Genomic DNA, 24593 nt, shown 5'->3' with positions numbered 1-24593 from the left:
TCACTATGACAGATCGCATTATGCGCCAGCCGCCGCTGGAGCTGGCGTTGCGAGGGCGAAAAAAGGGCGTCTCCACGTTGATGCGGAAACGCCCTGGCCTGAAACTTTCCGCCAAGATCCAAATGAGCGGCGGATTTAATCGATGACCTGCACGATCCGGCGGGTCAGGGGATCTACCAACACAGCGTGGTCGTTCACGATGGTGTAGCGCAGGTGCGGGTCAACGCCATATTCACGGGGGACCTCATAATAGGTGATCCCGCTTAGCGGTAGACGAGCGCCGGGACGCAACTGCTCGTCATAGCGGTAGGACGAGCGATGCTCGCGGAGCGCGAAATCGTTAAAGCGACGGCTATCGTCGCCGCCCAGCACGGCTCCAACGCCTCCGGCGACGCCGCCGACTACCCCGCCCACAACGCCGCCGACCGGGCCTGCTACCGCGCTGCCTTCATCCGCGCCATTTTGCGCGCCGCCCACGATGCCCTGGGCGTGAACCGAAAAAGGCGCAGCGAGCAAGGCCGCCACCACGGCGATTCCAAATTTCTTTTGCATCGTCATGTCTCCGTCTGCTGTTGAGCGATGGCGACCTAACGCCGCTACTTTGGGGGAAGTTCCCTTGCGCGTTTCCAGTCGAAACGCGGATTTTTGCAGCCTGAAGTGCGGCCGGGGAGGCCACTTTGGCAGACCAGCGCCCTTGCCTAAGCCGCCGATGAATGCTAGGCGCGCCAGATGAAATATCTCCGATCTTTTCGTGGATTTCCCGCGAAGCAGCCAATAGGCCCCGCGCGATGACCATCCGGCTGCATGCAGGCGATCTCCCCGACAACGCCGATTTCGGCGATAGCGTCGCGATCGACACCGAAACCCTCGGCCTCTTGCCGCATCGCGACCGGCTCTGCGTGGTGCAACTGTCGCGAGGAGACGGTTCGGCCGATATCGTGCAGATTGCGCCGGGGCAGCAGCGGGCCCCCAACATCGAGCGGCTGCTCGCCGATCGAAATGTCACCAAACTGTTCCATTTCGCCCGCTTCGATATAGCGGTTTTATTTAACGCCTTCGGCGTGATGGCGGAGCCGATTTACTGCACCAAAATCGCCTCCAAGCTGGCGAGGACCTACACCGATCGGCACGGCTTGAAAGATCTTGTTCGCGAACTTTTGAACGTCGAAATCTCGAAGCAGCAGCAATCCTCGGATTGGGGCGCCGCCACCCTTTCCGAGGCGCAGCTTGCCTACGCCGCCTCCGACGTCCTGCATCTGCACGCGCTGCGCGTCCGGCTCGACGCCATGCTGAAGCGAGAGGGGCGATTTGAGGTGGCGCAGGCCTGCTTTGGGTTTCTTCCCGCCCGCGCCCGCCTCGATTTGCTGGGCTGGGCCGACGTGGACATTTTCTCGCACCAATAGCGCCGGCGTTAACCTCGCCTTGACTTCGCCTTGCTTGCTTGCTGTTGAATAGGATCGCTGCGGCTGTGAACTAGGCCGGTCTCTTTAATTTAGAAACGAAGCCCTCCGAATGACCGAAGTCTCAGGCAATGCGGATTGGTCGGCCGGGACCCCGATCGGGGGCGCTGGGCCTGATGCGACGCCTGAGGGATCGGGGGGCGCCCTTGATGATCTGCTGGGAGCCGGGCGATCGCCTTGGCGCGGCGCGTTCAAAGCGGCTGGCCGGCATTCGGCCCGCGTCCGATTTCTGCGCCGCGCGATCGTCATTGGCTGCGTGATCGCAGTCGCCGTGGTCGGGATCGTCGCCGCGTTCGATCCTTTCCGGCGTCTGCCGCGCAATATTTCGATCGGAGAAGTTCACGTCGACGGCACAAGGATTATGGTGGATTCGCCGAATATCGTCGGTTTTCAGAACAACGGTCGCCCTTATGAAGTCAAGGCGCGGTCCGGCATTCAGGACACCACGACGCCCGATATTGTTGAGCTGCTCGACATTGACGCAAAAATCGGCATGGCGGACGCCTCCACGCTTCAGCTGACCTCGACCCACGGCGTTTATGACAGTCTCCATGACAAATTAGCCCTCGACGGCGCCGCGCGGATCAAAAACGAAGTCGGTTATGATATTTTCATGAAAACGGCGCGCTTGAACTTCAAGACCGGGGACCTTGTAACCGAGGATCCGGTAAACGTTATTCTGAAGAATGGCACTGTCGCCGCGAATCAGATGAACATCAGCGACAATGGCGACAAAATTTCATTCGAGGGCGCTGTCAAATCCATTATCGAGACCGCCGAGAGCGAGAAGGAAACATCGAGCGCGCCGGTGATCGCGGAGTAATGGTTTTGTCGCTGCGGGCTCCATTCGCGCAGGCTCCGGCGTTCGCCTGTCTAGCTCTAACTTTGCTGGGCGTTGGGCTGACGTCGGCGGGTTATTCGCCTGCCCTGGCGCAGAAGACGGCTCCGTCGAGCCCCGCCGCCCCATCGGCAAGCGCTCCCGCTCCCCAGAAAACGCCTGCAACGGGGGCCGTCCTGCCGGGCGGCAATTCCAAAGAGCCAGTCAATATCGAGGCCAGCAAGCTCGATTATTACGATAAAGAACAGAAGATGATCTATACCGGCAATGTCATTGCGACGCAGGGCGAGAGCAAGCTCAAGGCGACGGTATTGGTCATTTTCCTGACGCCGAAAGATGCCGACGCGCCTGGCGGCGTCCCCTCGAACTCGAGCCAGGTGCGCCGCATGGAAGCCACCGGTCCCGTTACCGTCACGTCCAAGGATCAAATTGGAACCGGCGATAACGGATATTATGAAAAATCCGAAAATAAGGTCTATTTGATTGGCAATGTGACATTGACGCAGGGGCCGAATGTCACAAAAGGCGATAAACTGATCTACGATCTGACCACCAGCCAGGCGGCGGTCACGGGCCGAGTTAGAAGCATGTTCCTTCCCAATAGCAGCGCTCCGAACGGGGGATCGGACGACGCCAAAGGGAGGAAGCCGGCGAAAACGCAGTGACGATCGGCAGTCAATGGCTTAAGCTTGTGCGGTCGGAGGCTCCACCGTGCGAAAAAGTTTTAGACCTCGACTTGCTTGTGTGGCAAAAGCCTAGCTCTTTCATCGTGTTTGCTGAAAGCGATGGATCGGTCTGATCTCATGCCAGTTGGGCCATGCGCCAATCGAGAGGCATGCGGCATCAGAATGAAGCCGGAAGCTTCACGGCGACAATTCGACGAAGGATTTCCGTGCTTGTACGCTCGCCTCGCTTTTTTCCGTCGGCGTTCATGATCGGGCTGCGCGGTTTGTTCCAGCGCGGGGCGACTCGCCGGGCGGCGGCGGGACCCGCCGGCTTCAGCGCATTGTTGATCAAAGAGGAGAGCTCCACGACCCTCGCCGATTGGAATGCGGCGGAGTTGGCGCCGACGCCGCGGCAAGCGGCATTAAACCCGCAGAACATGATGTCCGACCTCGAAAGGGAGCCCGAGTCGGCCGCGTTCGCCTCCAAAGCGGCTTTGGACGGCGTTCTCGCTGTTCGTCATTTGCGCAAAGCCTATAAGATGCGCCGCGTCATCGAAGATGTGAGCATGATCGTGCGCCGCGGCGAGGCGGTCGGCCTGCTTGGGCCGAACGGCGCTGGCAAGACGACCCTTTTCTATATGGTCACGGGGCTGATCCGGCCGGACGGCGGCAGCATCGAGCTTGACGGCCACGATGTGACGCGGCTTCCGATGTATCGGCGCGCACGTCTTGGGATCGGTTATTTGCCGCAGGAAGCCTCTATTTTCAGGGGGCTTAGCGTCGAGGACAATATTCGGGCCGTTCTGGAGATTACGCAGCCCGACAAGCGCAAGCGCGTTGTCGAGCTCGAAGCGCTGCTCGAAGAATTTGACATCAAGTCCTTGCGCAAATCGCCGTCGATCGCCCTTTCGGGCGGCGAGCGGCGCCGTTGCGAAATAGCGCGCGCCCTGGCCAGCCGGCCGTCCTTTATCCTGCTCGACGAGCCTTTCGCGGGAATCGACCCGATTGCCGTCGCCGATATTCAAATTCTCGTCCAGCATCTGAAACGGCGCGGCATCGGCGTCCTTATCACTGACCACAATGTTCGCGAAACCTTAGGACTGATCGATCGCGCCTATATCATACACGCGGGCAAGGTGCTGACCCAGGGAACGCCGAGCGACATTGTCGCGGACCCGGACGTCCGCCGGTTCTATCTTGGTGAAGATTTTCAGCTCTGATTGGATGCTTCGTCGAGGGGCTGACATTGGGGCTTCCATCCCTCAATCGCCGCGTGCGCCCGAAAATAGTTGCATCGCTGAGATACAACCACATAACTTGTGCTATAAGCAAGAAACGGGCCGCCATGGCCGTCTGGCGCTCTTGCGATAGCCGATATGGTTCAAAGTCGAGTTTATGATGGCGCTCAGCACCAAGCTCATTATGCGCCAGGGCCAGTCCCTGGTCATGACGCCGCAGCTTTTGCAGGCGATCAAGCTTCTCCAATTCTCCAATATGGAGCTGACCGCCTTCGTCCAGGAAGAACTTGAGCGCAACCCTTTGCTTGAACGCGCCGATGACGCGCCTGACCGGCATGAGCTGATCGCCGGCATTGAAGGCATCGAGACGGCGGAGGCGTCCAGTCAGGATTTTAACGAAGCTGCCGAAGGCGATTGGAATTCGGAGTCCTTCGCGACGGACCGAGGCGCCCTAGAGGCGAGCCTTGGCACCGAATTATCCAATGCTTTCGATGATGACCGGGTGAAGGCTCCGCTTGAGCCTGTCGACCGCCTCGAGGGCTTGGGCCTTTCGGCGACCTCCTGGTCCGGATCGTCTGCGAGCGGCGGGGGCGGCGGCGATGGTGACGCGCCTAATCTCGAAGCCTATGTGGCGGCGGAAATCAATCTCAAGGATCACCTGACGGCGCAGTTGACGCTCGCCACGACGGATCAAATTGACCGCCTGATTGGCCAAATCCTTATCGATTCCATCGACGATGCCGGATATTACGCCGATTCTCTCTCCGAGACGGCCGCGCGCCTGCATACGCCCATCGAGCGCGTCGAGGGGGTTTTGACGCTGATTCAGGCGTTCGATCCCCCAGGCGTCGGCGCGCGCGATCTCGCGGAGTGCCTCGCCATTCAATTGCGCGAGCGCGATCGGTTCGATCCGGCCATGAAGGCGTTGGTCGCCAATCTTGGCCTTTTGGCGAAACGCGATTTTCTTGCCCTGCGCAAGATCTGCAATGTCGATGAAGAAGACGTCGCTGACATGTTTGCTGAGATCCGGCGGCTCAATCCGAAGCCGGGACGGGCCTTCAGCGGCGGCTCGATCCAGCCTCTTGTGCCTGATGTCGTTGTGCGCGCCTTGCCTGACGGCTCATGGCATGTCGAGCTAAACACCGAAGTTTTGCCGCGTCTTCTCGTCAATCATGCTTATGCGACGCGGGTGACTAAAGGCAAACCCAATGATGCAGACAAGACCTTTATGTCAAACTGCCTGCAAACCGCCAACTGGTTGACGAAGAGCCTTGAGCAAAGAGCGCGCACGATCCTTAAAGTCTCAAGCGAGATCGTGCGGCAGCAGGATGCGTTTTTCGTTCGCGGCGTCGAACATCTGCGGCCGCTCAATCTGAAAACCATCGCGGACGCGATTGGCATGCATGAATCGACAGTCTCGCGCGTCACCTCGAATAAATATATGGCGACGCCCCGCGGCCTATTTGAGCTCAAATATTTTTTCACGGCTTCGATCGCCTCGCAGAATGGCGGCGACGCCCATTCCGCCGAATCGGTGCGATTTCGCATCCGGCATATGATCGATCGGGAAAGTCCGAACAGCGTTCTTTCCGACGATGCGATCGTCGCTAAACTCAGGGAAGTCAATGTCGATATCGCGCGCCGCACGGTCGCCAAATATCGTGAAAGTCTGAAAATCCCATCGTCCGTAGAAAGGCGCCGCGAGAAAGCGTAAGTTTCCGCGAGCGGTCGAGACGTTTTGACGCGCGAGCCATCGCAGCAACATGGAATCATTCCAAGTGATGGCGGCAGCGCTGCAATAAAAAAGCGTGAGTAAATGCCCTAAGCCAAGATGGCGCCGCCTCGCTTAAAGTTGAATCGATTGCGCTTTCTATCTATTTGTTTTAACGGGTGATCTCGCTGCGAAGTCTTTCCGTTTTTTCAGCCTCGCGCTCCAAGACTTGGCCGCATGAAAGCAATGTGCGGGACACGAGATTCTTGACTTTGCATCAAGAGACTCTTAACCGTTTGGTAATCGCTACAAAGAGGTGAGGCTCAAAAAATTGCTGTTGCCGCAAAGCGGGGAATGGCTAGGGACATTGCGCGTCTCAGGCAAGAATCGGGGCACCGGCGAGGAGCCTCGCGCCCATGTTCAGGCGCGGATCGAGTCGACCATCTCAAAATATGCGACCGGTCAGATCGTCGCCCAGCGCCCGATCGAGTCAGAAAATTCCGCATTTCCCAATGATCGCACCTTGCGGCGGTCATCGTCGAATACGCTTCATCGTTTAAAGAGATGACTGTTTCCAGCGCCGTCATGGAGCTAGAATTGACACATTCGCCCTTAGTAATTTTTGGCCATGCCAGCGATGGCCGGACCGATGTCGCGCATCGCCGTCACAACGGATGGATCGATCCTCGCCGGGCGTAAGGTCGCGCGAAGACAGCAATAATGGATTGCCGATAGACGCCCGCCATCGATCAACCCAAATTGCCGAATAGCCTAAATTCCCAAGCGGGCGCAGATCAGATTGCTTGAACTTATGTTGTTGACTGAATTGATCAGCCCAGAGGCGATCATCCCCTCGCTCAAAGCGAGCTCGAAGAAGCAGGCGCTGCAGGAACTGAGCGAGAAAGCTGCGGCTCTTTCGCATCTTCCCGCGAGGGAGATCCTTGATGCGCTGGTTCAGCGCGAGCGTCTTGGCTCAACCGGTACCGGCGATGGAATAGCCATTCCTCACGCCAAGCTGGCGAGAGCCAAATCGATTTTCGGAATATTCGCGAGGGTTGCGCGCCCAATTGATTTTGAAGCATTGGATGGGGCCCCCGTCGATCTCATCTTCCTGCTGATCGCCCCGGAATCAGCTGGCGCCGATCATTTGAAAGCGCTGGCGCGCCTTGCGCGCATGCTGCGCGATCCAGCGGTTACGGCCAAGCTTAGAGCCGCCCGCGACGCCAATGCGCTCTATGCGGTCTTGACTGAAGAGACGGCGACCCACGCAGCTTAAACCGTTCAAGATCCGCGACATCGCCGCGCGGCAAACTCATCTCCAGGCGCGCTGGCCATAATCAACGATATAAGCGCTCGGCGCGGCGGCTATAGCCGCCATGCCGGAAAGCACCACATCGTCGGCCACGATCAGGCGGGCGGGAATGCCTCGCATCATCTCGCCGAAGGGCGCCTTATCTTCGAAGCGGGCGCGAAATTTCTGGGGCTCCAGGAAGGCGATGAGCCGCGGCAAAATCCCGCCCGAGAAAGTCACGCCGCCTGTGGCCAGCAAATCAATAGCGAGATCGCCGGCCCGCCTTGCGGCGAGGCTCCAGATCAGCCGCAGCGTTCGCGCTGCTTCGCCATCTGGCTGCGCATGAGCTTGCGCGATCAGCGCAATTTCATCCAATGAGGGCTTAGCTTGACCGGCTGTCGCGCAACGTGCGCGGTGAAGCCGGACGAGACCTTGACCGGACAGAATCGTTTCGGCGCTGACGCGACCGTGCGCCGCTATGTCGATATGAGGCCAGATCGCGGTCTCCTCGGCTCCGACCGGGCCGAAATCGACATGTCCGGGCTCCATCGGCAACGCTAGGTGGCGTCCCTCTACCTCGATCAAGGCGGCTCCGCCGAGCCCAGTCCCGATCCCAATGATAAGCTGGAGGCCGGCCAGCGCGTCTACGGGAGCGCCGATTGGCGTCGTCCAGCCGGGCTGAAGCGCGGGCAAAGCCAGGGCCTGCGCCTCGAAATCATTCAGCAGCAGACCTTGAGCGAGCCCCAGCTCCGCCGCCACATTCGGGCCATCGATAGACCAATTTGCGTTAGTCAGCTTTGTGCTGCGTCCCGCGACGCGCCCGGCGGCGCAGGCGATAAGCGAGCGCGGTTTAGCGCCAAAGCTGGCGAACGCGACAGCCAGCGCGGCCTCGAAGCTCGGATAGGCTGCGGTTTTGAGACGCGGCCCCGGCTGTAGCTTCGCGCCGGGCTCGGGCGCAAGGGCGAAACGCGCATTGGTGCCGCCGATGTCACAAAGGAGAACCGGAAAGGGGAAATCCAAACGATCAGTCTTTCGTGCGTGAGGGCAAGGCGCGAGCCGCGTCCGCGAAAAGGGGAGGACGCGCCGGGCTTGCAAAGGTTTCCTTGGACAGGGGGCCGCCGGCATCTAAAATATCCGATGATTGATGCATGAGGCCAGCAAGATGACGTTCCAATATCACTCGCCGTTCCCGCTCGGCAAGGACAAGACCCCTTTCCGCAAGCTCGCCTGCAATGGCGTGCGGCTTGAATCCTTTGGACTGCGCGAAATTCTCGTGGTTGAGCGAGAAGCGATCCGCGCTCTCGCCGAAGCGGCGATGATCGACATCAATCATTTGCTGCGGCCGGCCCATCTCGCGCAGCTCGCTAAAATTCTCGACGATCCCGAGGCGAGTTCGAACGATAAATTCGTCGCCTATGATCTTCTGAAGAATGCCAATATTGCCGCAGGCGGCGTTTTGCCCATGTGCCAGGATACTGGTACCGCTATCGTCATGGGCAAGAAGGGCAGGCTGGTGTTTACCGACGGCGATGACGCCAGCGCGATCGCCGAGGGCATCAGGGACGCTTATGACAAGAAGAATCTGCGTTATTCGCAGCTGGCTCCCCTCAGCATGTTCGAGGAAATCAACACCAAGACCAATTTGCCGGCGCAGATCGAGATCTATGCCGAGGGCGAAGACGCATATAAATTCCTCTTTGTCGCCAAGGGAGGCGGCTCGGCCAACAAGACCTATTTGTTCCAGGGAACGCCCTCGCTTTTGACGCGGGACCGCCTGCTGGAGTTTCTAAAAGAAAAGGTCCTGACCTTGGGGACGGCCGCGTGCCCGCCCTATCACCTTGCGATCGTCATTGGCGGCACATCGGCTGAGCTGAACCTGAAGACCGTCAAGCTGGCCTCAACGCATTATCTCGATGAATTGCCGACGCAAGGCGGCGAAGACGGCCACGCCTTCCGCGATCTGGAGATGGAGGCCGAAATTTTGCGGATGACCCAGGACTTGCGCGTCGGCGCGCAGTTCGGCGGCAAATATTTTTGCCACGACGTGCGGGTGATCCGCTTGCCGCGCCATGGCGCATCGCTGCCGATCGGATTGGGCGTTTCTTGTTCTGCCGATCGTCAGGCGCTCGGCGAGATCAACCGGCATGGCGTCTTTCTCGAAGAACTCGAACATGATCCGGCGCGCTTCCTGCCGCCGGTTGACGAGGCTGCGTTCGGCGGCTCGGTCGTCGAAGTCGATTTGACCCGGCCAATGCCTGAAATTCTCGCTGAATTGTCGAAACATCCGATCAAGACGCGGCTTTCGCTAACCGGCCCGATGGTCGTCGCTCGCGATCTCGCCCATACCAAAATCCGCGAAAGGCTAGAGCGCGGCGAGGCTCTGCCGGCCTATTTCAAAGATCACCCCGTTTACTACGCCGGCCCTGCGAAAACGCCGCAAGGCTTCGCCTCGGGCTCCTTCGGCCCGACGACGGCCGGCCGCATGGATTCCTACGTCGAGCAGTTTCAAAGCGCCGGCGGCTCGATGGTGATGCTCGCCAAGGGCAACAGATCTGCCCAGGTGCGAAATGCCTGCGCCAAACATCACGGCTTTTACCTCGGCTCGATCGGCGGCGCGGCGGCGCGGCTGGCGCAGGATTGCATCAAGAAGGTCGAGGTTCTGGAATATCCCGAACTCGGGATGGAAGCGGTTTGGCGGATCGAAGTCGAGAAATTTCCGGCCTTCATCGTCATCGACGACAAAGGCAACGACTTTTTCAAAGAGCTGAATTTGGGGTGAAGTCTTAAGGCGTCTCTCTGATCTCTCCTCAAGCGGATCAATATTCGATCTTCACCACTTCGATCCACTCGACGCCTTTAGGCGTGCGCACCTCGACGATATCGCCTTCTTCGGCTTTCAATAGCGCCTTGGCGATCGGAGAGATCCAGCTGACTTCGCCAAGTTCCGACCGCGCTTCATCAATGCCGACGATGCGCAGCGTCTTGGCCTCATTTTGCGATGTCAGATAATCGACTTTGGCGCCGAAAAAGATCCGGTCGCGCGTTTTCTGGCGGGCGGGGTCGACGACTTCGGCGATCTCCATCCGTTTGCGGAGAAAACGCATCCGGCGGTCGATTTCGCGCAGCCGGCGCTTGCCGTAAATATAATCGCCATTTTCGGATCGATCGCCGTTGCCTGCCGCCCAAGACACGGTTTCTACGATTTTGGGCCGCTCGATCTGATGCAATTGATTGAATTCATCGGTCAGCCGCTGCAGACCCTCGGGCGTGATGTAATTCTTGACCCCGACGGGGAGCTCGGGGATCTCATCCTCAAACTCGACTTCGGTCTCGGTCTCCTTGGTGAAAGCTTTGCTCATCAGAGCAAGATGGGCCGCAATTATCGAGGTTTCAATGCTCGGCTTGGGCGACCGAGGAGACCCCGGCCGGCGCATTTCCCATAGCGCCAGTGAGGGGCTTGTCGGCGGCAGGTTCCGTCTGCGGCTTGACGGTCGTCCCGGCAGCCGCCGAGCCTGAAACAGCTGCCTGCGGCTTGGCGGCGAGGCCAACAACGTCGCCGCGGCGAGGCGGCAAAGGCACATCGGCGAATTGGGGAACCAGAGGTTCGTTGATGGCGATGACTGGCGCCGGCGCCTGGTCGACCGCCTTTTCAGCCGGCTTCTCGCCGAAGAAGCGGCTGAAAATGGAGGTTTGCGGCTTTGCCGGCTCCGCGATGGCTCCGGTCACATCCGCAGGATCGCCCTGGTTGCCGTTGATGTCAGGCGCAGCCGGGTTTGGGTTGGCTTTCAGCGCCGCCATTTGCGCCAGCGCCGATGTCTTGCCCTTCTTGCTCTTGTCGTCGCTGGCCTTGCCTTCGTCGAGCGCAATTTCAACCGGGGGGTGCGCCAGAGCTTCGGGGCGGCTTGAAAAGGCCGAGAGCGAGGCAAAACTTGGATGTTGACCGCCATCGACGTAAATCGTGTGCACTGGCCGCACGCCCTGCGCCGCGAGTTCGGCGACTTTGACTTCGTCGCGTTTTTCCTTCTCGGCCACCAGGCCGCGCACTTCGTCGTCGCGTTTCAGTCCAGGGCAGGCGCCCGTGGGGTCGAAACGTTCGCCAGCAACGGGAACTGCGTTGAAGACATAATGCTTGTCGCAAACGCCGACTTTGACTTCTTGCTGCGTCACCTCGAAATTGTCGGATCCCTCCTTCAATTGCTTCCAGAAGGCGATGTTCTGATCAAGCCGGTATTTTGCGAGGTTTTCGGCGGTCATGCGGAACGGATAAGACTGCATCTGGATCTCGCGCTGGCCGCCCGAGAATCCCTCCCGCGTGAGCGCGTAGATCTCGCCGATTTGCGGGTCGGTCATCGAGAAACAGCCGGCCGACGAACAAATGCCATGCACCATGATCGAACCGCCGTCGCGTCCAAGGGCGCGGTCATAGGCATTGGGATAGCCGACGTTGAACGACAGATAATAGGCTGAATTGGGGTTCATCTGCGCCGGCGTGATCGAATAAAAGCCTTCCGGCACCTGGCGATCGCCTTCGTGCGTCTTGGGTCCAAGCTGGCCCGACCAGCGGCACATCGGATAGGTTTTCAAAAGCGCGTAGCGCCCATCCGCCTTCATTTTCCAGATTTCGAGTTCTGACTCTTTCTTATAGGTGCGGATCAGCACCGGGGCGTTCTTCGTCGTGCCTATCTGCTCCATCAGAGCCAAAGTCTGGGGGGCGATGGGCGCGTTGGCTCGCGCGCTGGTCGCGCCGCCGCCAACGCTATCCTCGTTGCAGCCGGCCAGAAACAAAGCCGCGGACGCGAGGAGCGCAAACGCGCCAAAACACCGGCTGGAAGCGCCAAAATGGCGGACGAAAGAAGTGCAGCGCATCTGTTTCTGGCCCGTTGAGCGAAGGGATTTTCGCGACGTCCCTCGCTGGGTTACTAGCGGCAACCTTATCAGCACGTTACCTTAAGCCCGACTTATGTCCGGATTATGCAAACTTTTATCTTAAAATTTAGTGTTGGCGGGAAGCTTGCCCGGGGCCTGCGGACCCGCCCGTTTTTATATCTTTCGCCCCATATTCAAGAACTTATAGGATCGGGACGATCTCAGTTCGTCGACCGACAGATGTCCAAGATCTTTTAGCGCTTCTTCGATCGCATCTCCAACTGTCGCCGCCATCGCGTCTGAATCGCGGTGGGCGCCGCCGACGGGTTCGGTAATGATTCTATCTATGATCCCGAATTTAAGCAGATCTTGGGCAGTGATTTTCATATTTGTCGCCGCGTCTTCGGCCCGCGCGGAATCGCGCCACAGGATCGACGCCGACGCCTCTGGCGACGCCACGGTGTAGATCGCATTCTCGAGCATCAGAACGCGGTTGCAGGTGGCGATGGCGATTGCGCCGCCAGATCCGCCTTCGCCGACGATGACGGCGATATTCGGCACGCCGAGCGCCAATGACGCGTCGGTCGCCCGCGCGATGGCCTCGGCCTGACCGCGCTCCTCGGCGTCGATGCCGGGAAAAGCGCCGGGCGTATCGACGAGCGAGATCACCGGCAGATTGAAACGCTCGGCGAGCAGCATGATGCGAACGGCCTTGCGATAGCCTTCGGGCCGCGCCATGCCAAAATTATGCTTTATGCGCGCCGCGGTGTCCGTGCCCTTCTCCTGGCCCATGATGCAGACGGAGCGCCCGCGAAACCACCCGAAACCGCAAATGATCGCCGCGTCCTCGCCAAATTGGCGATCGCCGGACAAAGGCGTGAAATCGGTGATGAGGGCTTTGACGTAATCGCTGAAATGCGGCCGCTGCGGATGCCGCGCAACCTGGGTTTTCTGCCAGGGCGTCAGATTCGCATAGAGATCGGACAGCGCTTTCTCCGCTTTTCCTTCGAGTCGCGCCAATTCGTCGCCGATGGCGACGGCATCGCCATGCGCCGCGAGAGCGCGCAGTTCTTGGACCTTCGCTTCGAGTTCAGCGACGGGTTTTTCAAAATCGAGATAACTTCGCATCTGCGCCGGATAGGTTAAAGGAGGCCGGAAACTGGCCATTCTGGCGTCTGAAGTCAAGGAACCCTCGCCGGCGGTTCAGCCTTGCGTCAGAGTCGGGTCTCCGCTGCGGGATCTGAGAGGCCCGGAAACACCCGCCGCTGCTGCCGCTTCAACCATAGCCTGAATTCGTCAAGATAGAGATAGAGAATCGGCGTTGTGTAAAGCGTCAAAAGCTGACTGACGATCAGGCCGCCGACGATGGCGATGCCGAGCGGACGCCGGATCTCGCCGCCGTCGCCGAAACTCAGGGCGAGCGGCACGGCCCCAAGCAACGCGGCGGACGTCGTCATCATGATCGGACGGAACCTCAGCATGCAAGCGCGAAAGATCGCGTCATGCGGAGAAAGCCCCTCGCCGCGCTCCGCCTCCAGCGCGAAGTCGATCATCATGATCGCGTTCTTTTTGACGATGCCGATGAGCAATATCACCCCGATGAGAGCGATGATGCTGAATTCGACATGAAACAGCATAAGCGCCATCACCGCCCCGACCCCTGCGGAAGGCAATGTGGAGAGGATCGTGATTGGGTGAATGTAGCTCTCGTAAAGAACGCCCAGAACGATATAGACCGTCGCCAGCGCGGCCAGGATCAGAAAACCTTGGTTGGCGAGCGAGTCCTCAAAAGCCCGCGCATTGCCTTGCATGGTGCCGTGCATCGTGGCTGGCATGTCGATGGCCCGAATTGCGCGCTGGATTTCTGCGGTCGCATCGCTCAGCGAGGCGCCGGGCTGCAGATTGAAAGAAATGGTGCTCGCGACAAAGAGGCCCTGATGGTTGACCGCCAAAGGCGTATGGCCCGGTCCATAATGGGTGAAGGCTGCGAGAGGGACCATTGTTTCTTCGCTGGTGCTGACCGCGGCGCCGGAGGAGGCGCTGCCATGGCCCGTATTGGCCAAAGAGTTCGTCGTCGCATTGCGCGCCGAGTCGCTCGCTCCGGCGGTGGTTGCGGCTTGCACAGCTGTGGCGACAACCGTGCCGCCCGGCGCATTGGTTGTCGCCGTGCCGCTGGGGCTTTGGCCCGAGGTGCTGACGTAGATATCCTTCAGAATCGCCGGATCTTGCCAATAGCGCGGCGCGACTTCCATCACGACATGGTATTGATTGATCGCGCTATAGATGGTTGAGACTTGGCGCTGCCCAAATGCGTCATAGAGCGTATTGTCGATCTGGCTCGCCGTGATCCCAAGGCGGTAGGCGGTGTCGCGATCGATGATAATCTCCGTCTCCAGGCCTTTCTGCTGCTGATCGGAATTGACGTCGGCCAGTACGGGACTGTGCTGCAACGCCTCGACGAGTTTGGGCGTATAGGCGTAGACGTCGCTCGTCGTATCGCCCTGCAGGGTGAACTGATATTGAGCGTTGCTCTGGCGGCCGCCGATGCGAATATCCTGCACGGCCTGCAGGAAGAGCTGTCCGCCCGGCACTTGCGCAAGCTTGCGGCGCAAGCGCGCAATGACCTCGTCGGCGGTTACGTCGCGTCGCTCCGTCGGCTTCAGGCTGACATAGATCGATCCAGTATTTGTCTGCGAGCCGCCGCCGCCGCCGGTGAAGCCGACTACGCTGTCCACCGCCGGGTCGCTGTTCACAATCGACATCAGCTGCGCAAGCTTTTGCCGCATCGATTGAAACGAGATGCTCTGATCGGCCTGAATGCTGCCTGTTATGCGGCCGGTGTCCTGCTGCGGGAAGAAGCCTTTCGGCACGACCCAAAATAGCGCGACGTTGAGGCAAATAGTGGCGAAGAGGACCAGCATTACAATGCTGCCATGGTCCAGCGCCCAGCCAAGGCTTCGCTCATAACCGCGCAGAAGAGCGGCGAATGGGTCGAAGCGGCGCCTCCCTGTTTCCGCGTGCGGCTTCGGCCTCAGAAAAAGCGCACACATCATTGGCGTCAGGGTCAATGATAGCATGAGCGAAACGAGGATGGAGAGCGAGAGCGTGATGACGAACTCGCGAAACAACCTGCCAAGAATTCCGCCCATGAAGAGGATCGGAATGAAGACGGCGATGAGCGAAATGCTGATCGACACCACCGTAAATCCGACCTCGCCGGCGCCGCGCAACGCTGCTTCGACCCGATTCATGCCCCCCTCGACGTGGCGGGTGATATTTTCGAGAACCACAATCGCGTCGTCGACCACGAAGCCTGTGGCGATGGTCAGCGCCATCAAGGACAAATTGTTCAGGCTGAAATCCAGCAAATACATTCCGGCGAACGTGCCGATGATGGAGAGCGGCACCGCAATGCACGGAATGATTGTGGCTCGGATATCGCGCAGAAACAAAAAGACGATGAGCGTGACGAGGATGACCGCGATCACCAAGGTCTTTTCAGTGTCATGCAAGGATGCCCGGATCGTATTGCTGCGATCAGAGGCGAGGGTGATTTCCATATCGCTCGGCATCGCCGCTTGGAGATGCGGCAGCTCGGCTTTCACGCGGTCGACGGCGTCGATGATGTTGGCGCCCGGCGTGCGAAACAAGATGACCAGCACGGATTTTTCGCCGTTGGCCAAGCCTTCATTGCGCAGGTCTTCGACCGAATCCACCACGTCGGCGATGTCGGTAAGGCGGACAGGGGCGCCATTGCGATAAGCGACGACGAGAGGAATATAGTCAGCGGCATGAGCCGCTTGATCATTGGTGTAAATCTGGAAGTGTTTCTGGTCGTTTTCTATCGCGCCTTTCGGGCTGTTGGCGTTGGCGGACGCAAGCGCCGCCCGCACGTCCTCGAGCCCGATGCCATATTTGGACAGCGCATTGGGGTTGATCTCGACGCGGACGCCGGGTAGGGCGGAACCGCCGATGATGACCTGACCAATGCCGTCGAGCTGCGAGATCCTTTGCTGGAGAACATTGCTCGCCGCATCATACATCTGCCCGCGCGTGAGCGTTTTGGACGTGAGCGCGAGGATAAGGATCGGCGCATCGGCCGGATTGACCTTGCGATATGTTGGATTGGTGACGAGATCCGCCGGCAGATCGGCGCGGGCCGCGTTTATCGCCGCCTGAACGTCGCGCGCCGCGCCGTCGATGTCGCGATCAAGATCGAACTGCAGCGTGATGCGCGTCTGGCCGACGCCGCTCTGCGAGGTCATTTCGGTGATGTGGGCGATCTGGCCGAGATGGCGCTCCAGCGGGCTGGCGACGCTCGTCGCCACTGTCTCAGGGCTGGCTCCAGGGAGCGTCGCCTGCACCGAAATCGTGGGAAAATCGACTTGCGGCAACGGCGAAACGGGCAATCTCATGAAAGCGAGACAGCCCGCCAAGGCAATCCCGATCGTAAGCAGCGACGTCGCCACCGGCCGCTTTATGAAAGGGGCGGAAAGGTTCATTCGGCGCTCTCGCCTGCGGCAAGCGGATGGGCGGCCGATCGTCCGAGCAGCCGCATCGCGAGACGATCGAAATACAAATAGATCACCGGCGTCGTGAACAAGGTCAGCACCTGGCTCACGATCAGGCCGCCGACGATGGCGACGCCGAGGGGATGACGCAGCTCTGAGCCGGTTCCGGTTCCAATCATCAAAGGCAAGGCTCCGAGCAGCGCCGCCATGGTCGTCATCAGGATCGGACGAAACCGCAGCAGGCACGCCTGGTAAATGGCTTCCTCGGGCGGAAGTCCCTCGTTGCGCTCAGCGTCGAGCGCAAAATCGATCATCATGATCGCGTTCTTCTTGACGATGCCGATGAGCAAGATGATGCCGATAACGGCGACGACGTCGAGTTCGCCGCCAAAGACCATCAAGGCGAGCAAGGCGCCGACGCCCGCCGAAGGCAGCGTCGAGAGAATCGTAATCGGATGGATGAAGCTCTCGTACAAAACGCCAAGCACGATATACATGGTGACCACGGCGGCGATGATGAGGAAGAGTTCATTCGACATCGACGAGTGGAACGCGGCGGCGGCGCCTTGGAACGAGGTGACGAAGCTCTCCGGCAGGGCGATGTCGACCTTGGCTTGCTCAATGGCGTCGACGGCCGCGCCGAGGGAATAGCCGGGCGCGACGTTGAACGAGATGTTCGTCGCCGGAAACTGGCCAAGATGGCTGATCAACAAAGGACCGGGGCGTTGTTCGACGTGGATGATCGCGGAAAGCGGCACTTGTCCGTTGGTGGCGGACGATGATGACGGCAGATAAAAAGCGGAAAGATTGTCGATCTCGCGCTGCAGGTCTGGAGTCGCCTCCATGATGACGCGATATTGGTTTGATTGCGTGTAGATGGTCGAGACGATGCGCTGACCGAATGCGTCATAAAGCGCATTATCCACGCTGGCCGGCGTTATGCCGAAGCGGGCGGCGGTGGCGCGATCGATGACGAGATCCACGGCTTGGCCTTGCGCCTGCGTGTTGCTTGCAACGTCGGCGAGCGCTGGCATCTGGCGCAGCCGCTCCAGAAGGCGCGGCGTCCAAGTCTCGAATTCGCCAGGATTGGCGTTCTGCAAAATAAAATTATATTGGGCGCGGCTGATATTGGAATCGATCGTCAGGTCCTGCACCGGTTGCATGTAGAGCTCCACGCCGGGGATTCCGGAGACCTCTTTTTGCAGGCGGCGGATGACCTCGGTCGCGCTGACGCCGCGCTCTTCGCGCGGCTCGAGATTGATCAGAAAGCGGCCGCTGTTCAGCGTCGTATTATCACCATCGACGCCGATGAAAGAGCTCAGGCTGACGACCGATTTATCCGCCAGAATAGCGTCGCCGAGCTTATGCTGCAGGGTCGCCATGGCTTCGAAGGAGATGCTTTGCGACGCCTGCGAAATCGCCTGGATCATGCCGGTGTCCTGCACCGGGAAGAAGCCTTTCGGAATGACGACATAAAGCGCAATCGTCACGCCAAGCGTCGCGATTGCAATGAAGAGCGTGAACGGCTGGTGACGCAGCACGACTCGCAGCGCTTTGCCATAGCCGGCCACGATGGAGTCGAAGATGCGCTCAGCGACAATGTCGAAGCGCGTCCGCTGGGACTCCGGGCGATGATGGATCAATCGCGCGCAAAGCATCGGCACGAGGGTCAGCGAGACGATCGCCGAAATCACGATGGTGACGGCCAGAGTGATGGCGAATTCGTGAAACAGACGGCCGATGACATCGCCCATGAAGAGCAGCGGAATCAGCACCGCCAGCAATGAGACGGTGAGCGAAATGATGGTGAATCCGATTTGCTCGGAGCCCTTCAGCGCCGCTTCCAAGGGCGGGTCGCCGTCCTCGACATAGCGGCTGATGTTTTCAATCATGACGATTGCGTCGTCGACGACGAAACCTGTCGAAATGGTCAGCGCCATCAACGAAAGATTGTCGAGGCTGAAGCCCAAAAGATACATGGCGACCAGCGTGCCAACCAGCGACAAAGGCACTGAGAGACTGGGAATGATCGTCGCCGGCAGATTGCGCAGGAACAGGAAAATCACCACGACGACGAGCGCGATGGCGAGCGCAAGCTCAAATTCGACGTCGGCGACGGATGCGCGAATGGTGACGGTGCGATCGCTCAGCACGTTGATGTCGACGGCGGCGGGTAGGCTCGCCTCGAGCGTTGGCAACAGCTTCTTGATGCCGTCCACGACGGCGATCACATTGGCGCCCGGCTGGCGGCGGATGTTGAGGATGATCGCCGGCGCATCGTTCGCCCACGCGCGCAGCTTTGTGTTCTCCGGGCCGTTGATGATCGTCGCTACATCCGACATCCGCACCGGGCCGCTGTCGCGATAAGCGACAATCAAATCGCCATAATCCTTGATGCTGGTGATCTGGTCGTTGGCGTTGATCGTCGAGGCCTGGGCGGGACCGTCGAAATTGCCTTTGGGCGAATTGACGTTGGCGTTGCCGATAATTGTCCGAAGATCGTCGATGTTGAGGCCATAGGCGGCGAGGGCCTGCGGATTGAACTGAATGCGCACGGCGGGCCTCTGGCCGCCGCTGATGTCGACGGCCCCGACGCCCGGCTGCTGCGAAATTTTTTGCGCCAGCCGAGTCTCGCTGAGATCCTCGAGATCGGTCAAAGGCAAGGTCTTCGACGTCACCGAGAGCGTCATGATCGGGGCGTCCGCCGGATTCACCTTGGCGTAGACCGGCGGCGTCGGCAGGTCGGCGGGCAGAAGATTATTCGCGGCGTTGATTGCGGCCTGCACCTCCTGTTCGGCGACATCGAGGCTGAGGTCCAAGCTGAATTGCAGGGTGATGACCGAGGCTCCGCCCGAGCTTGACGAGGTCATCTGGTTGAGGCCCGGCATTTGGCCTAATTGACGCTCCAGCGGCGCCGTCACCGAAGAGGTCATCACTTCCGGACTTGCTCCAGGAAGAAACGTTCGCACCTCGATCGTCGGATAATCTACTTCCGGCAGTGCGGATAGCGGCAGGAATCCATAAGCGACGCCGCCGCCGAGCAGGATCGCCACCATTAACAGCGTCGTCGCGACTGGCCGCAGAATGAACAGCTTTGAGGGATTCATTTAGCCAATCCTGGACCCAACCTTGGACGCAAAGGCGTCGCGCCTGCGATCATGGCGCGCTTTGTTGGCGGGCGCGATCGCCGCGGCGGCCCTTTTCCGGCTTGGCCTCAGCGGGCGCGCCTTGAGCGGAAGCCGCCGCGTCGCCGTTGGCGGCGGGGACGGAGACCTTCGCGCCATCGCGCAGGCGATCGGCGCCATCGACGACGACGCGGTCGCCGGGGACCAATCCCGAGGTAACGGCGGTCATGGCTCCATCCTGTGGGCCGAGCTGGACCGGCCGCACGGAGACTGTGCCGTCAGCGTTGATGAGGTAGACGAAAGTTCCGGGCGCGCCGCGCTGAATGGCGGTCGCTGGGGCCGTAACGACGTTGTTCAAGGTTTTGATCAACAGACGCGCGTTGACGAACTGGTTGGGGAACAGCGCATCGTCGAGATTGTCGAATTCGGCGCGAAGCTTAACTGTGCCGGTCGTCGTGTCGATTTGATTGTCCAGATTCGTGACTTTTCCGACCGCGAGGCGGTTTATATTGGCGCGATCATAAATCGTCACTTCAAGGGACTGCCCGGCTTTCATCTGCGCCATGATCTCCGGCAAGTAATCCTCTGGAACGGTGAAAATCACCGAAATCGGATGCAGCTGGGTCACCACCGCGAGACCGGCATCGGTCGTCTGCACATAATTGCCGGCGTCGACCAAACGCAGCCCGACGCGCCCATCTATTGGCGAGACGATCCGTGCATAGATGAGATTTAGCTTCTGGGTGTCGATTTGGGCCTGATCGCTTTTGACGGAGCCTTCAGATTGCTTCACCAGGAAAGCCTGATCCTCGGCCTGCTGCCGCGCAATCGATTCCTGTTTGACGAGAGTTTGGAAGCGCGTCAGATCCAGTTGCGCCTGATCCAGCAGGCCCTGATCGTGCACGAGCTGCCCTTCCAGCTGCCGCTCGGACAATTGGAATGGGCGCGGATCGATTTGCGCCAGGAAATCGCCTTTCTTAACGATCTGGCCTTCCTTGAATCCGACTTCGAGGAGCTGACCATTGACCTGGGTCTTCACCGTGATGTTGGCAAGCGGGGTCACTGTGCCGAGCTGATTCACGACAACATTTATGTCGCCTTGTCCTATGGTCGCCGCGCCGACGGGCAGAGCCGCGCTGTGCTGCAGAGCGCGAGTCGATTCAGGGGGCGCATGGGGGCTGGTTACAAGACGATAAGTTGCGTAAGCGATCAGAGCCGCGATGATAAGCAAAAGCATCGGCCGCAGCCGTGATTTTGGCCGGGAAGTGGGATTGATCTGCGGGTCGTGCGGCGCAAGCTTCTCGCCAGGCGTGTATTTCTCGCGAAAAGAAAACTCGTTTGTAGCCTCGTTTTCTGTCGTGCGGGGGCGATCATCCATGGTTTTTGGTCCAGTGCCTGCTTCGCTGCGCTTTGGGAGAGTTATCCCAACCAATTATCGCTCAAAACGGATTGCCGTCCGCTTTCCGAGGCATGAGGATTTCGCAACATTGCGTCCAGCCTAAGATCGAAGCGCCGATCAATCATATCGCCAACTGAATGTGATTCAATCTATGCGACAGAAAGGGGCATTTTTTCGAATCAATTCTCCGTTGATTGGAAACTTATTCAATCAGCGGCAAATATGCGTAACTTCTAAACCTAGGGAGCGAGCCCAGGCATCGAAAAATGTCTTTAAAAATGCGGTATCAAGGGATTGGCGACCTCCAATTCCCGGCTGCTCGGCAACTCCTTGACCTCCCAGCCGCCGCCGAGCGCTTCGATCAAGCTCACAGCCGCGAGGAAACGGTCTTGCCTGATCGTCAGCGCCGTCTCCTGGTCAGACAGCAGAGTGGCTTGGGCGACGACGACCGAGGTGAAGGCGACGGTGCCGGCTTGATATTGATTAAGAAAAACGTCGACCTCTGTTTGCGCCGCTTTCACCGCTTGGTCTTCGACCCTGATTTCCTTCGCCAGAATTCGAATGGCCGCAAGCTGGTCCTCCACCTGCTGAAATGCCGTAAGCACAGTCTGTCGGTAATTGGCCACCGCTTGATCATAGGTTGCGCGCGCCGCGTCGACCTCGGCGCTGCGCAATCCTCCATCGAAAACGATTTGCGACGCGGAGACGCCCGCCGACCAAACTTCGTTGGCGAGCGAGATCGCCAGCGGACCGAGGCCTGCGAAACCATATGACGCCGAAAGCGTGACGGCGGGGTAATAGGCGGCGATGGCGACGCCAATCAGAGCGTTCTCCTGCTGCATCTGGCGCTCCGCCGCCGCGATGTCCGGGCGGCGTTCGAGCAGGGTCGAAGGCACGCTAACCGGGATAGTTGGCGGATTAAACGGCAGCGACGTTGGCGGAATCGTCAGCTCGGCCGGCGGTTTGCCGATCAGGGCCGCAATCGCGTGTTCGAATTGCGCGCGGGATACTTGAATGCTGAGCGCGGAAGCTTGCGTGTTGTAAACTTGAGCCTGCGCCGTGGCGACATCCGCTCTCGATGCTGTGCCCGCCTTAAATTGATTCTCAGTGATCACCAGCGTTCGCTTGAAGATCACGACGGTCTGATCGAGCAAGGTCTTGAGTGAGTCAGCCGCCCGAAGATTGAAATAGGCGGTGGCGAGCAAGGACTGAGTGGACAGTTTGGCGTTGGCGAGGTCAGCTGCGGAGACCTGCGCGCCCGCGATATTGCTCTCGATGGAGCGGCGAATTTGCCCCCAAATGTCGAGTTGCCAACTGGCGTTGCCGGACAAATTGGACGTGAAGACCGTGCTCGAGATCCCGCCTCCACTTCCCGACGTCGCGCTGCCATTATGGGTTCCGGTCCCGCTGTAGCTCACATTTACGGTTGGAAACAGGCCGGCCTGCGCCTCCTTGACCGCCGCTTGCGCGAGACGATAGGCGGCCTCGGCGCCAATGACAGTCTGGTTGGAGATGTCTACTTGGCTTTCAAGCCAATCTAGCTTGGGGTCTTTGAATACCGACCACCAGGCGCCGCGGTCGAGGGCATCGCTTGGCGTTGCGACTTTCCAGCCTTTCAGCTCCTTGTATTTCGTCGGCTCTGGCGCCGATGGCCGCTCATAATCTGGACCTACCGTGCAGGCAGCCAGTCCCAAGGCCATAAGCAGCGCCGAAAAGAATCCCCAGGTTCTCACTCTACGTTCGCTCATTGATCCCACGCGAAGCCATCGCCAGCTCAAGTGTAGAGCGCTTGTGTTATATAGCGCTGGGCTTAACCGATGCTGCTCGTTAGCAATTTAAGGAGGTGCTAACAAGGCAATGCGGCGGGATCAAAGCGAGCAAAATGGACGGCGTTACCGTGTTTTGGCGCGGCGCTCTCGGCAGAAAGCTATTTTAACGACAAAACATCACGAGTCAAAAGGGTGTGATGGCGCGCAAACCCCGGCGGACGATGTCATTACGACTTGCCGTGAGCTCGCCGCGCCGGTCGCTATATTTCGAAGCTTCATCCAAATGGCTCGCGGGCGGGGTCTTCATCGAATCGTCGCGGCAGGCATCCATGCTTGAGGAGATGACGCGCGGCTCTCTCCGCCGCCAGAGGATCGGTGAAGCTCTGTCCCTCCATCACGTCGAAAGATTGCGACGCGGCAAAAAAATTGAAGCTGACATCGCGTCCGTCGCGAGCGACGATTCCGGCCGTCCGGCCGCTGATTTGGATGACATAGGCGTCAGGCATCACCAATCTCTCTCCCATCGGCGCGAATGTCTATTTAGTATATAGAATATATATTTTATTGTGCCAAGGGCAATCCGCGAATTTGTGGCTGTTCCGAAAGTCGCCTGCGTTGATAACGCCATGGATGTCGCTTCGATCATCGTCCGAACTTGCGCAAATGACACGCGAAACTGGCGCCAGTCTGATGCTCAACTTTCAATCGAGCCAGCCTGATCGCGTCGCAAAATGCGCGGCGGCGCCGTTGGTTCCAGCTGGTTTGATCTCCAACAGGGCAGGGGCAGTTTCCGGCCTTCACGCGGCACGGGATTTGGGCGCGGCTTTTGGCGAATCAGCGCGAGGATGGGCGGCCCTCTCGAATCGCGAGCGCGACGCAGTGACTGAAGAGAACTCTAAACGCCGATTCGGGTGCCTTCTTGAGGCCGGCGCTGAGCAACAATTTACTCATCGGAAAAACGGGAAGCTTTTCCGATAAGACCACGCCTCAAAATAAAATGAGCGGAGAGCTTTTTATAAGCGGACGAATGAGAAATTTGGAGGCGTTCTCAGGCCTCATTGATCCCCATTTTCAGGAACGCCTTGTTCGTTGCCATAATATTTATAAGGCAGGAACTTCCCTGACATGGAGAGTCTGACGCGATCGCCTTTGGGATTGGCCTCGCGATTGATTTCGAGGTCGAAATCGATGGCGGACATGATTCCGTCGCCGAACTCTTCTTCGATAAGCGCTTTCCACGCCGGGCCGTTGACCATCACCAGTTCATAGAAGCGGTACAGCAACGGGTCCGTTGGCGGCATTGGGCTTCCCCTATAAGGGACCTCGTTGAGCATTCTCTCTTCCACTTCGGAGAGATCGAAGACTTTAGCGGCTGTTTTAGCGAGAGCCTTGGGGAGCCTCATCTGGCCCAGCAATGCTCCAACAATGAGAACCTCAGACAGGCCGCCGATTTCCCCGGTGATGTATTTCCAGGTCCAGCCTCTTTACACGCTTGATGTCGAGAATCTTTTCGGTGAGTTCTTCGCGTTTCATAGTCGATGCTTCCTTGGGCGTTGATCATAAAAAATATGCAGATATTTCGATTAGATCATTGCGTGAAACAATGGCGCCCCATCGTCACCTTGCGCAGCTGTCTATACTATTTAGAAACTCGGCCGCCAATGACAGAAAAAGGCGGCAACCAAATTGCCGCGTGGGGACGTCAGCGTTACGCCGAGGC

The 24593-nt window shown here is 59.1% G+C and carries 17 protein-coding genes and 1 pseudogene; 7 read left to right on the top strand and 11 right to left on the bottom strand.

What is annotated here, in order from left to right:
• Positions 1-135 precede the first annotated feature (135 nt).
• On the bottom strand, positions 136-552 hold the full coding sequence (locus tag WDN46_21980) for a DUF1236 domain-containing protein (GenBank protein MEJ0095979.1): 417 nt from the start codon (positions 550-552) through the stop codon (positions 136-138).
• 236 nt (positions 553-788) lie between these two features.
• Between WDN46_21980 and WDN46_21975 the strand changes: the two genes are divergently transcribed.
• The 6 genes from WDN46_21975 (at position 789) to ptsN (ending at position 7188) form a co-directional block, all read left to right on the top strand.
• The gene (locus tag WDN46_21975) at positions 789-1403 is read left to right on the top strand and encodes a ribonuclease D (protein ID MEJ0095978.1); all 615 of its coding nucleotides are present in this window, start codon (positions 789-791) and stop codon (positions 1401-1403) included.
• 109 nt (positions 1404-1512) lie between these two features.
• Positions 1513-2283, top strand: a complete 771-nt coding sequence (gene lptC / locus WDN46_21970) for an LPS export ABC transporter periplasmic protein LptC (GenBank protein ID MEJ0095977.1) — start codon at positions 1513-1515, stop codon at positions 2281-2283.
• A complete protein-coding gene (locus WDN46_21965; GenBank protein MEJ0095976.1) occupies positions 2283-2963 on the top strand; it encodes an LptA/OstA family protein in 681 nt (226 codons plus the stop codon). Before lptC ends, WDN46_21965 begins: the two co-directional genes overlap by 1 nt.
• A 266-nt stretch (positions 2964-3229) precedes the next feature.
• The gene (gene lptB, locus WDN46_21960) at positions 3230-4183 is read left to right on the top strand and encodes an LPS export ABC transporter ATP-binding protein (protein ID MEJ0095975.1); all 954 of its coding nucleotides are present in this window, start codon (positions 3230-3232) and stop codon (positions 4181-4183) included.
• A gap of 178 nt (positions 4184-4361) precedes the next feature.
• The gene (gene rpoN, locus WDN46_21955) at positions 4362-5915 is read left to right on the top strand and encodes an RNA polymerase factor sigma-54 (protein ID MEJ0095974.1); all 1554 of its coding nucleotides are present in this window, start codon (positions 4362-4364) and stop codon (positions 5913-5915) included.
• Between the two features lie 808 nt (positions 5916-6723).
• Positions 6724-7188: a PTS IIA-like nitrogen regulatory protein PtsN gene (gene ptsN / locus WDN46_21950; GenBank protein ID MEJ0095973.1), complete on the top strand. Its 465-nt coding sequence runs from the start codon at positions 6724-6726 to the stop codon at positions 7186-7188.
• A 36-nt stretch (positions 7189-7224) separates the two neighbouring features.
• Here the strand turns inward: ptsN and WDN46_21945 are convergent, their stop codons facing one another.
• A complete protein-coding gene (locus tag WDN46_21945; protein MEJ0095972.1) occupies positions 7225-8223 on the bottom strand; it encodes a glucokinase in 999 nt (332 codons plus the stop codon).
• 142 nt (positions 8224-8365) lie between these two features.
• Between WDN46_21945 and WDN46_21940 the strand changes: the two genes are divergently transcribed.
• A complete protein-coding gene (locus WDN46_21940) occupies positions 8366-9982 on the top strand; it encodes a fumarate hydratase (protein ID MEJ0095971.1) in 1617 nt (538 codons plus the stop codon).
• A 37-nt stretch (positions 9983-10019) separates the two neighbouring features.
• Here the strand turns inward: WDN46_21940 and greB are convergent, their stop codons facing one another.
• The 9 genes and pseudogenes from greB to cynS all read right to left on the bottom strand — a co-directional run bounded on the left by greB (position 10020) and on the right by cynS (position 24406).
• The gene (gene greB / locus WDN46_21935) at positions 10020-10562 is read right to left on the bottom strand and encodes a transcription elongation factor GreB (protein ID MEJ0095970.1); all 543 of its coding nucleotides are present in this window, start codon (positions 10560-10562) and stop codon (positions 10020-10022) included.
• Positions 10563-10593: 31 nt separating this feature from the next.
• On the bottom strand, positions 10594-11988 hold the full coding sequence (locus WDN46_21930) for a murein L,D-transpeptidase family protein (GenBank protein ID MEJ0095969.1): 1395 nt from the start codon (positions 11986-11988) through the stop codon (positions 10594-10596).
• Between the two features lie 255 nt (positions 11989-12243).
• Positions 12244-13197 (bottom strand): acetyl-CoA carboxylase carboxyltransferase subunit alpha, encoded by a 954-nt coding sequence (locus WDN46_21925; protein MEJ0095968.1) that lies wholly within the window; start codon positions 13195-13197, stop codon positions 12244-12246.
• Between the two features lie 86 nt (positions 13198-13283).
• Positions 13284-16571 (bottom strand): efflux RND transporter permease subunit, encoded by a 3288-nt coding sequence (locus tag WDN46_21920; protein MEJ0095967.1) that lies wholly within the window; start codon positions 16569-16571, stop codon positions 13284-13286.
• A complete protein-coding gene (locus WDN46_21915; GenBank protein ID MEJ0095966.1) occupies positions 16568-19687 on the bottom strand; it encodes an MdtB/MuxB family multidrug efflux RND transporter permease subunit in 3120 nt (1039 codons plus the stop codon). The genes WDN46_21920 and WDN46_21915 overlap by 4 nt, the downstream gene beginning before the upstream one ends.
• Before the next feature lie 49 nt (positions 19688-19736).
• Positions 19737-21083 (bottom strand): efflux RND transporter periplasmic adaptor subunit, encoded by a 1347-nt coding sequence (locus WDN46_21910; GenBank protein MEJ0095965.1) that lies wholly within the window; start codon positions 21081-21083, stop codon positions 19737-19739.
• 293 nt (positions 21084-21376) lie between these two features.
• Complete coding sequence (locus WDN46_21905) at positions 21377-22852, bottom strand: efflux transporter outer membrane subunit (GenBank protein MEJ0095964.1); 1476 nt, start codon at positions 22850-22852, stop codon at positions 21377-21379.
• A 296-nt stretch (positions 22853-23148) separates the two neighbouring features.
• On the bottom strand, positions 23149-23379 hold the full coding sequence (locus WDN46_21900) for a hypothetical protein (GenBank protein ID MEJ0095963.1): 231 nt from the start codon (positions 23377-23379) through the stop codon (positions 23149-23151).
• A gap of 549 nt (positions 23380-23928) precedes the next feature.
• Positions 23929-24406 (bottom strand): annotated as a pseudogene (gene cynS / locus WDN46_21895) (cyanase).
• Positions 24407-24593 lie beyond the last annotated feature (187 nt).

Source organism: Methylocella sp., from assembly GCA_037200525.1.
Lineage (GTDB): Bacteria > Pseudomonadota > Alphaproteobacteria > Rhizobiales > Beijerinckiaceae > Methylocapsa.
This window is presented reverse-complemented; position numbering and strand designations above follow the sequence as displayed.

Excerpts from the sequence above, each read along its gene's own strand:
- WDN46_21980 (MEJ0095979.1), bottom strand. The coding sequence starts at position 552 with ATGCAAAAGAAATTTGGAATCGCCGTGGTGGCGGCCTTGCTCGCTGCG.
- WDN46_21975 (MEJ0095978.1), top strand. The coding sequence starts at position 789 with ATGACCATCCGGCTGCATGCAGGCGATCTCCCCGACAACGCCGATTTC.
- lptC (MEJ0095977.1), top strand. The coding sequence starts at position 1,513 with ATGACCGAAGTCTCAGGCAATGCGGATTGGTCGGCCGGGACCCCGATC.
- WDN46_21965 (MEJ0095976.1), top strand. The coding sequence starts at position 2,283 with ATGGTTTTGTCGCTGCGGGCTCCATTCGCGCAGGCTCCGGCGTTCGCC.
- lptB (MEJ0095975.1), top strand. The coding sequence starts at position 3,230 with ATGATCGGGCTGCGCGGTTTGTTCCAGCGCGGGGCGACTCGCCGGGCG.
- rpoN (MEJ0095974.1), top strand. The coding sequence starts at position 4,362 with ATGGCGCTCAGCACCAAGCTCATTATGCGCCAGGGCCAGTCCCTGGTC.
- ptsN (MEJ0095973.1), top strand. The coding sequence starts at position 6,724 with ATGTTGTTGACTGAATTGATCAGCCCAGAGGCGATCATCCCCTCGCTC.
- WDN46_21940 (MEJ0095971.1), top strand. The coding sequence starts at position 8,366 with ATGACGTTCCAATATCACTCGCCGTTCCCGCTCGGCAAGGACAAGACC.
- greB (MEJ0095970.1), bottom strand. The coding sequence starts at position 10,562 with ATGAGCAAAGCTTTCACCAAGGAGACCGAGACCGAAGTCGAGTTTGAG.
- WDN46_21925 (MEJ0095968.1), bottom strand. The coding sequence starts at position 13,197 with ATGCGAAGTTATCTCGATTTTGAAAAACCCGTCGCTGAACTCGAAGCG.
- WDN46_21920 (MEJ0095967.1), bottom strand. The coding sequence starts at position 16,571 with ATGAACCTTTCCGCCCCTTTCATAAAGCGGCCGGTGGCGACGTCGCTG.
- WDN46_21915 (MEJ0095966.1), bottom strand. The coding sequence starts at position 19,687 with ATGAATCCCTCAAAGCTGTTCATTCTGCGGCCAGTCGCGACGACGCTG.
- WDN46_21910 (MEJ0095965.1), bottom strand. The coding sequence starts at position 21,083 with ATGGATGATCGCCCCCGCACGACAGAAAACGAGGCTACAAACGAGTTT.
- WDN46_21905 (MEJ0095964.1), bottom strand. The coding sequence starts at position 22,852 with ATGAGCGAACGTAGAGTGAGAACCTGGGGATTCTTTTCGGCGCTGCTT.
- WDN46_21900 (MEJ0095963.1), bottom strand. The coding sequence starts at position 23,379 with ATGCCTGACGCCTATGTCATCCAAATCAGCGGCCGGACGGCCGGAATC.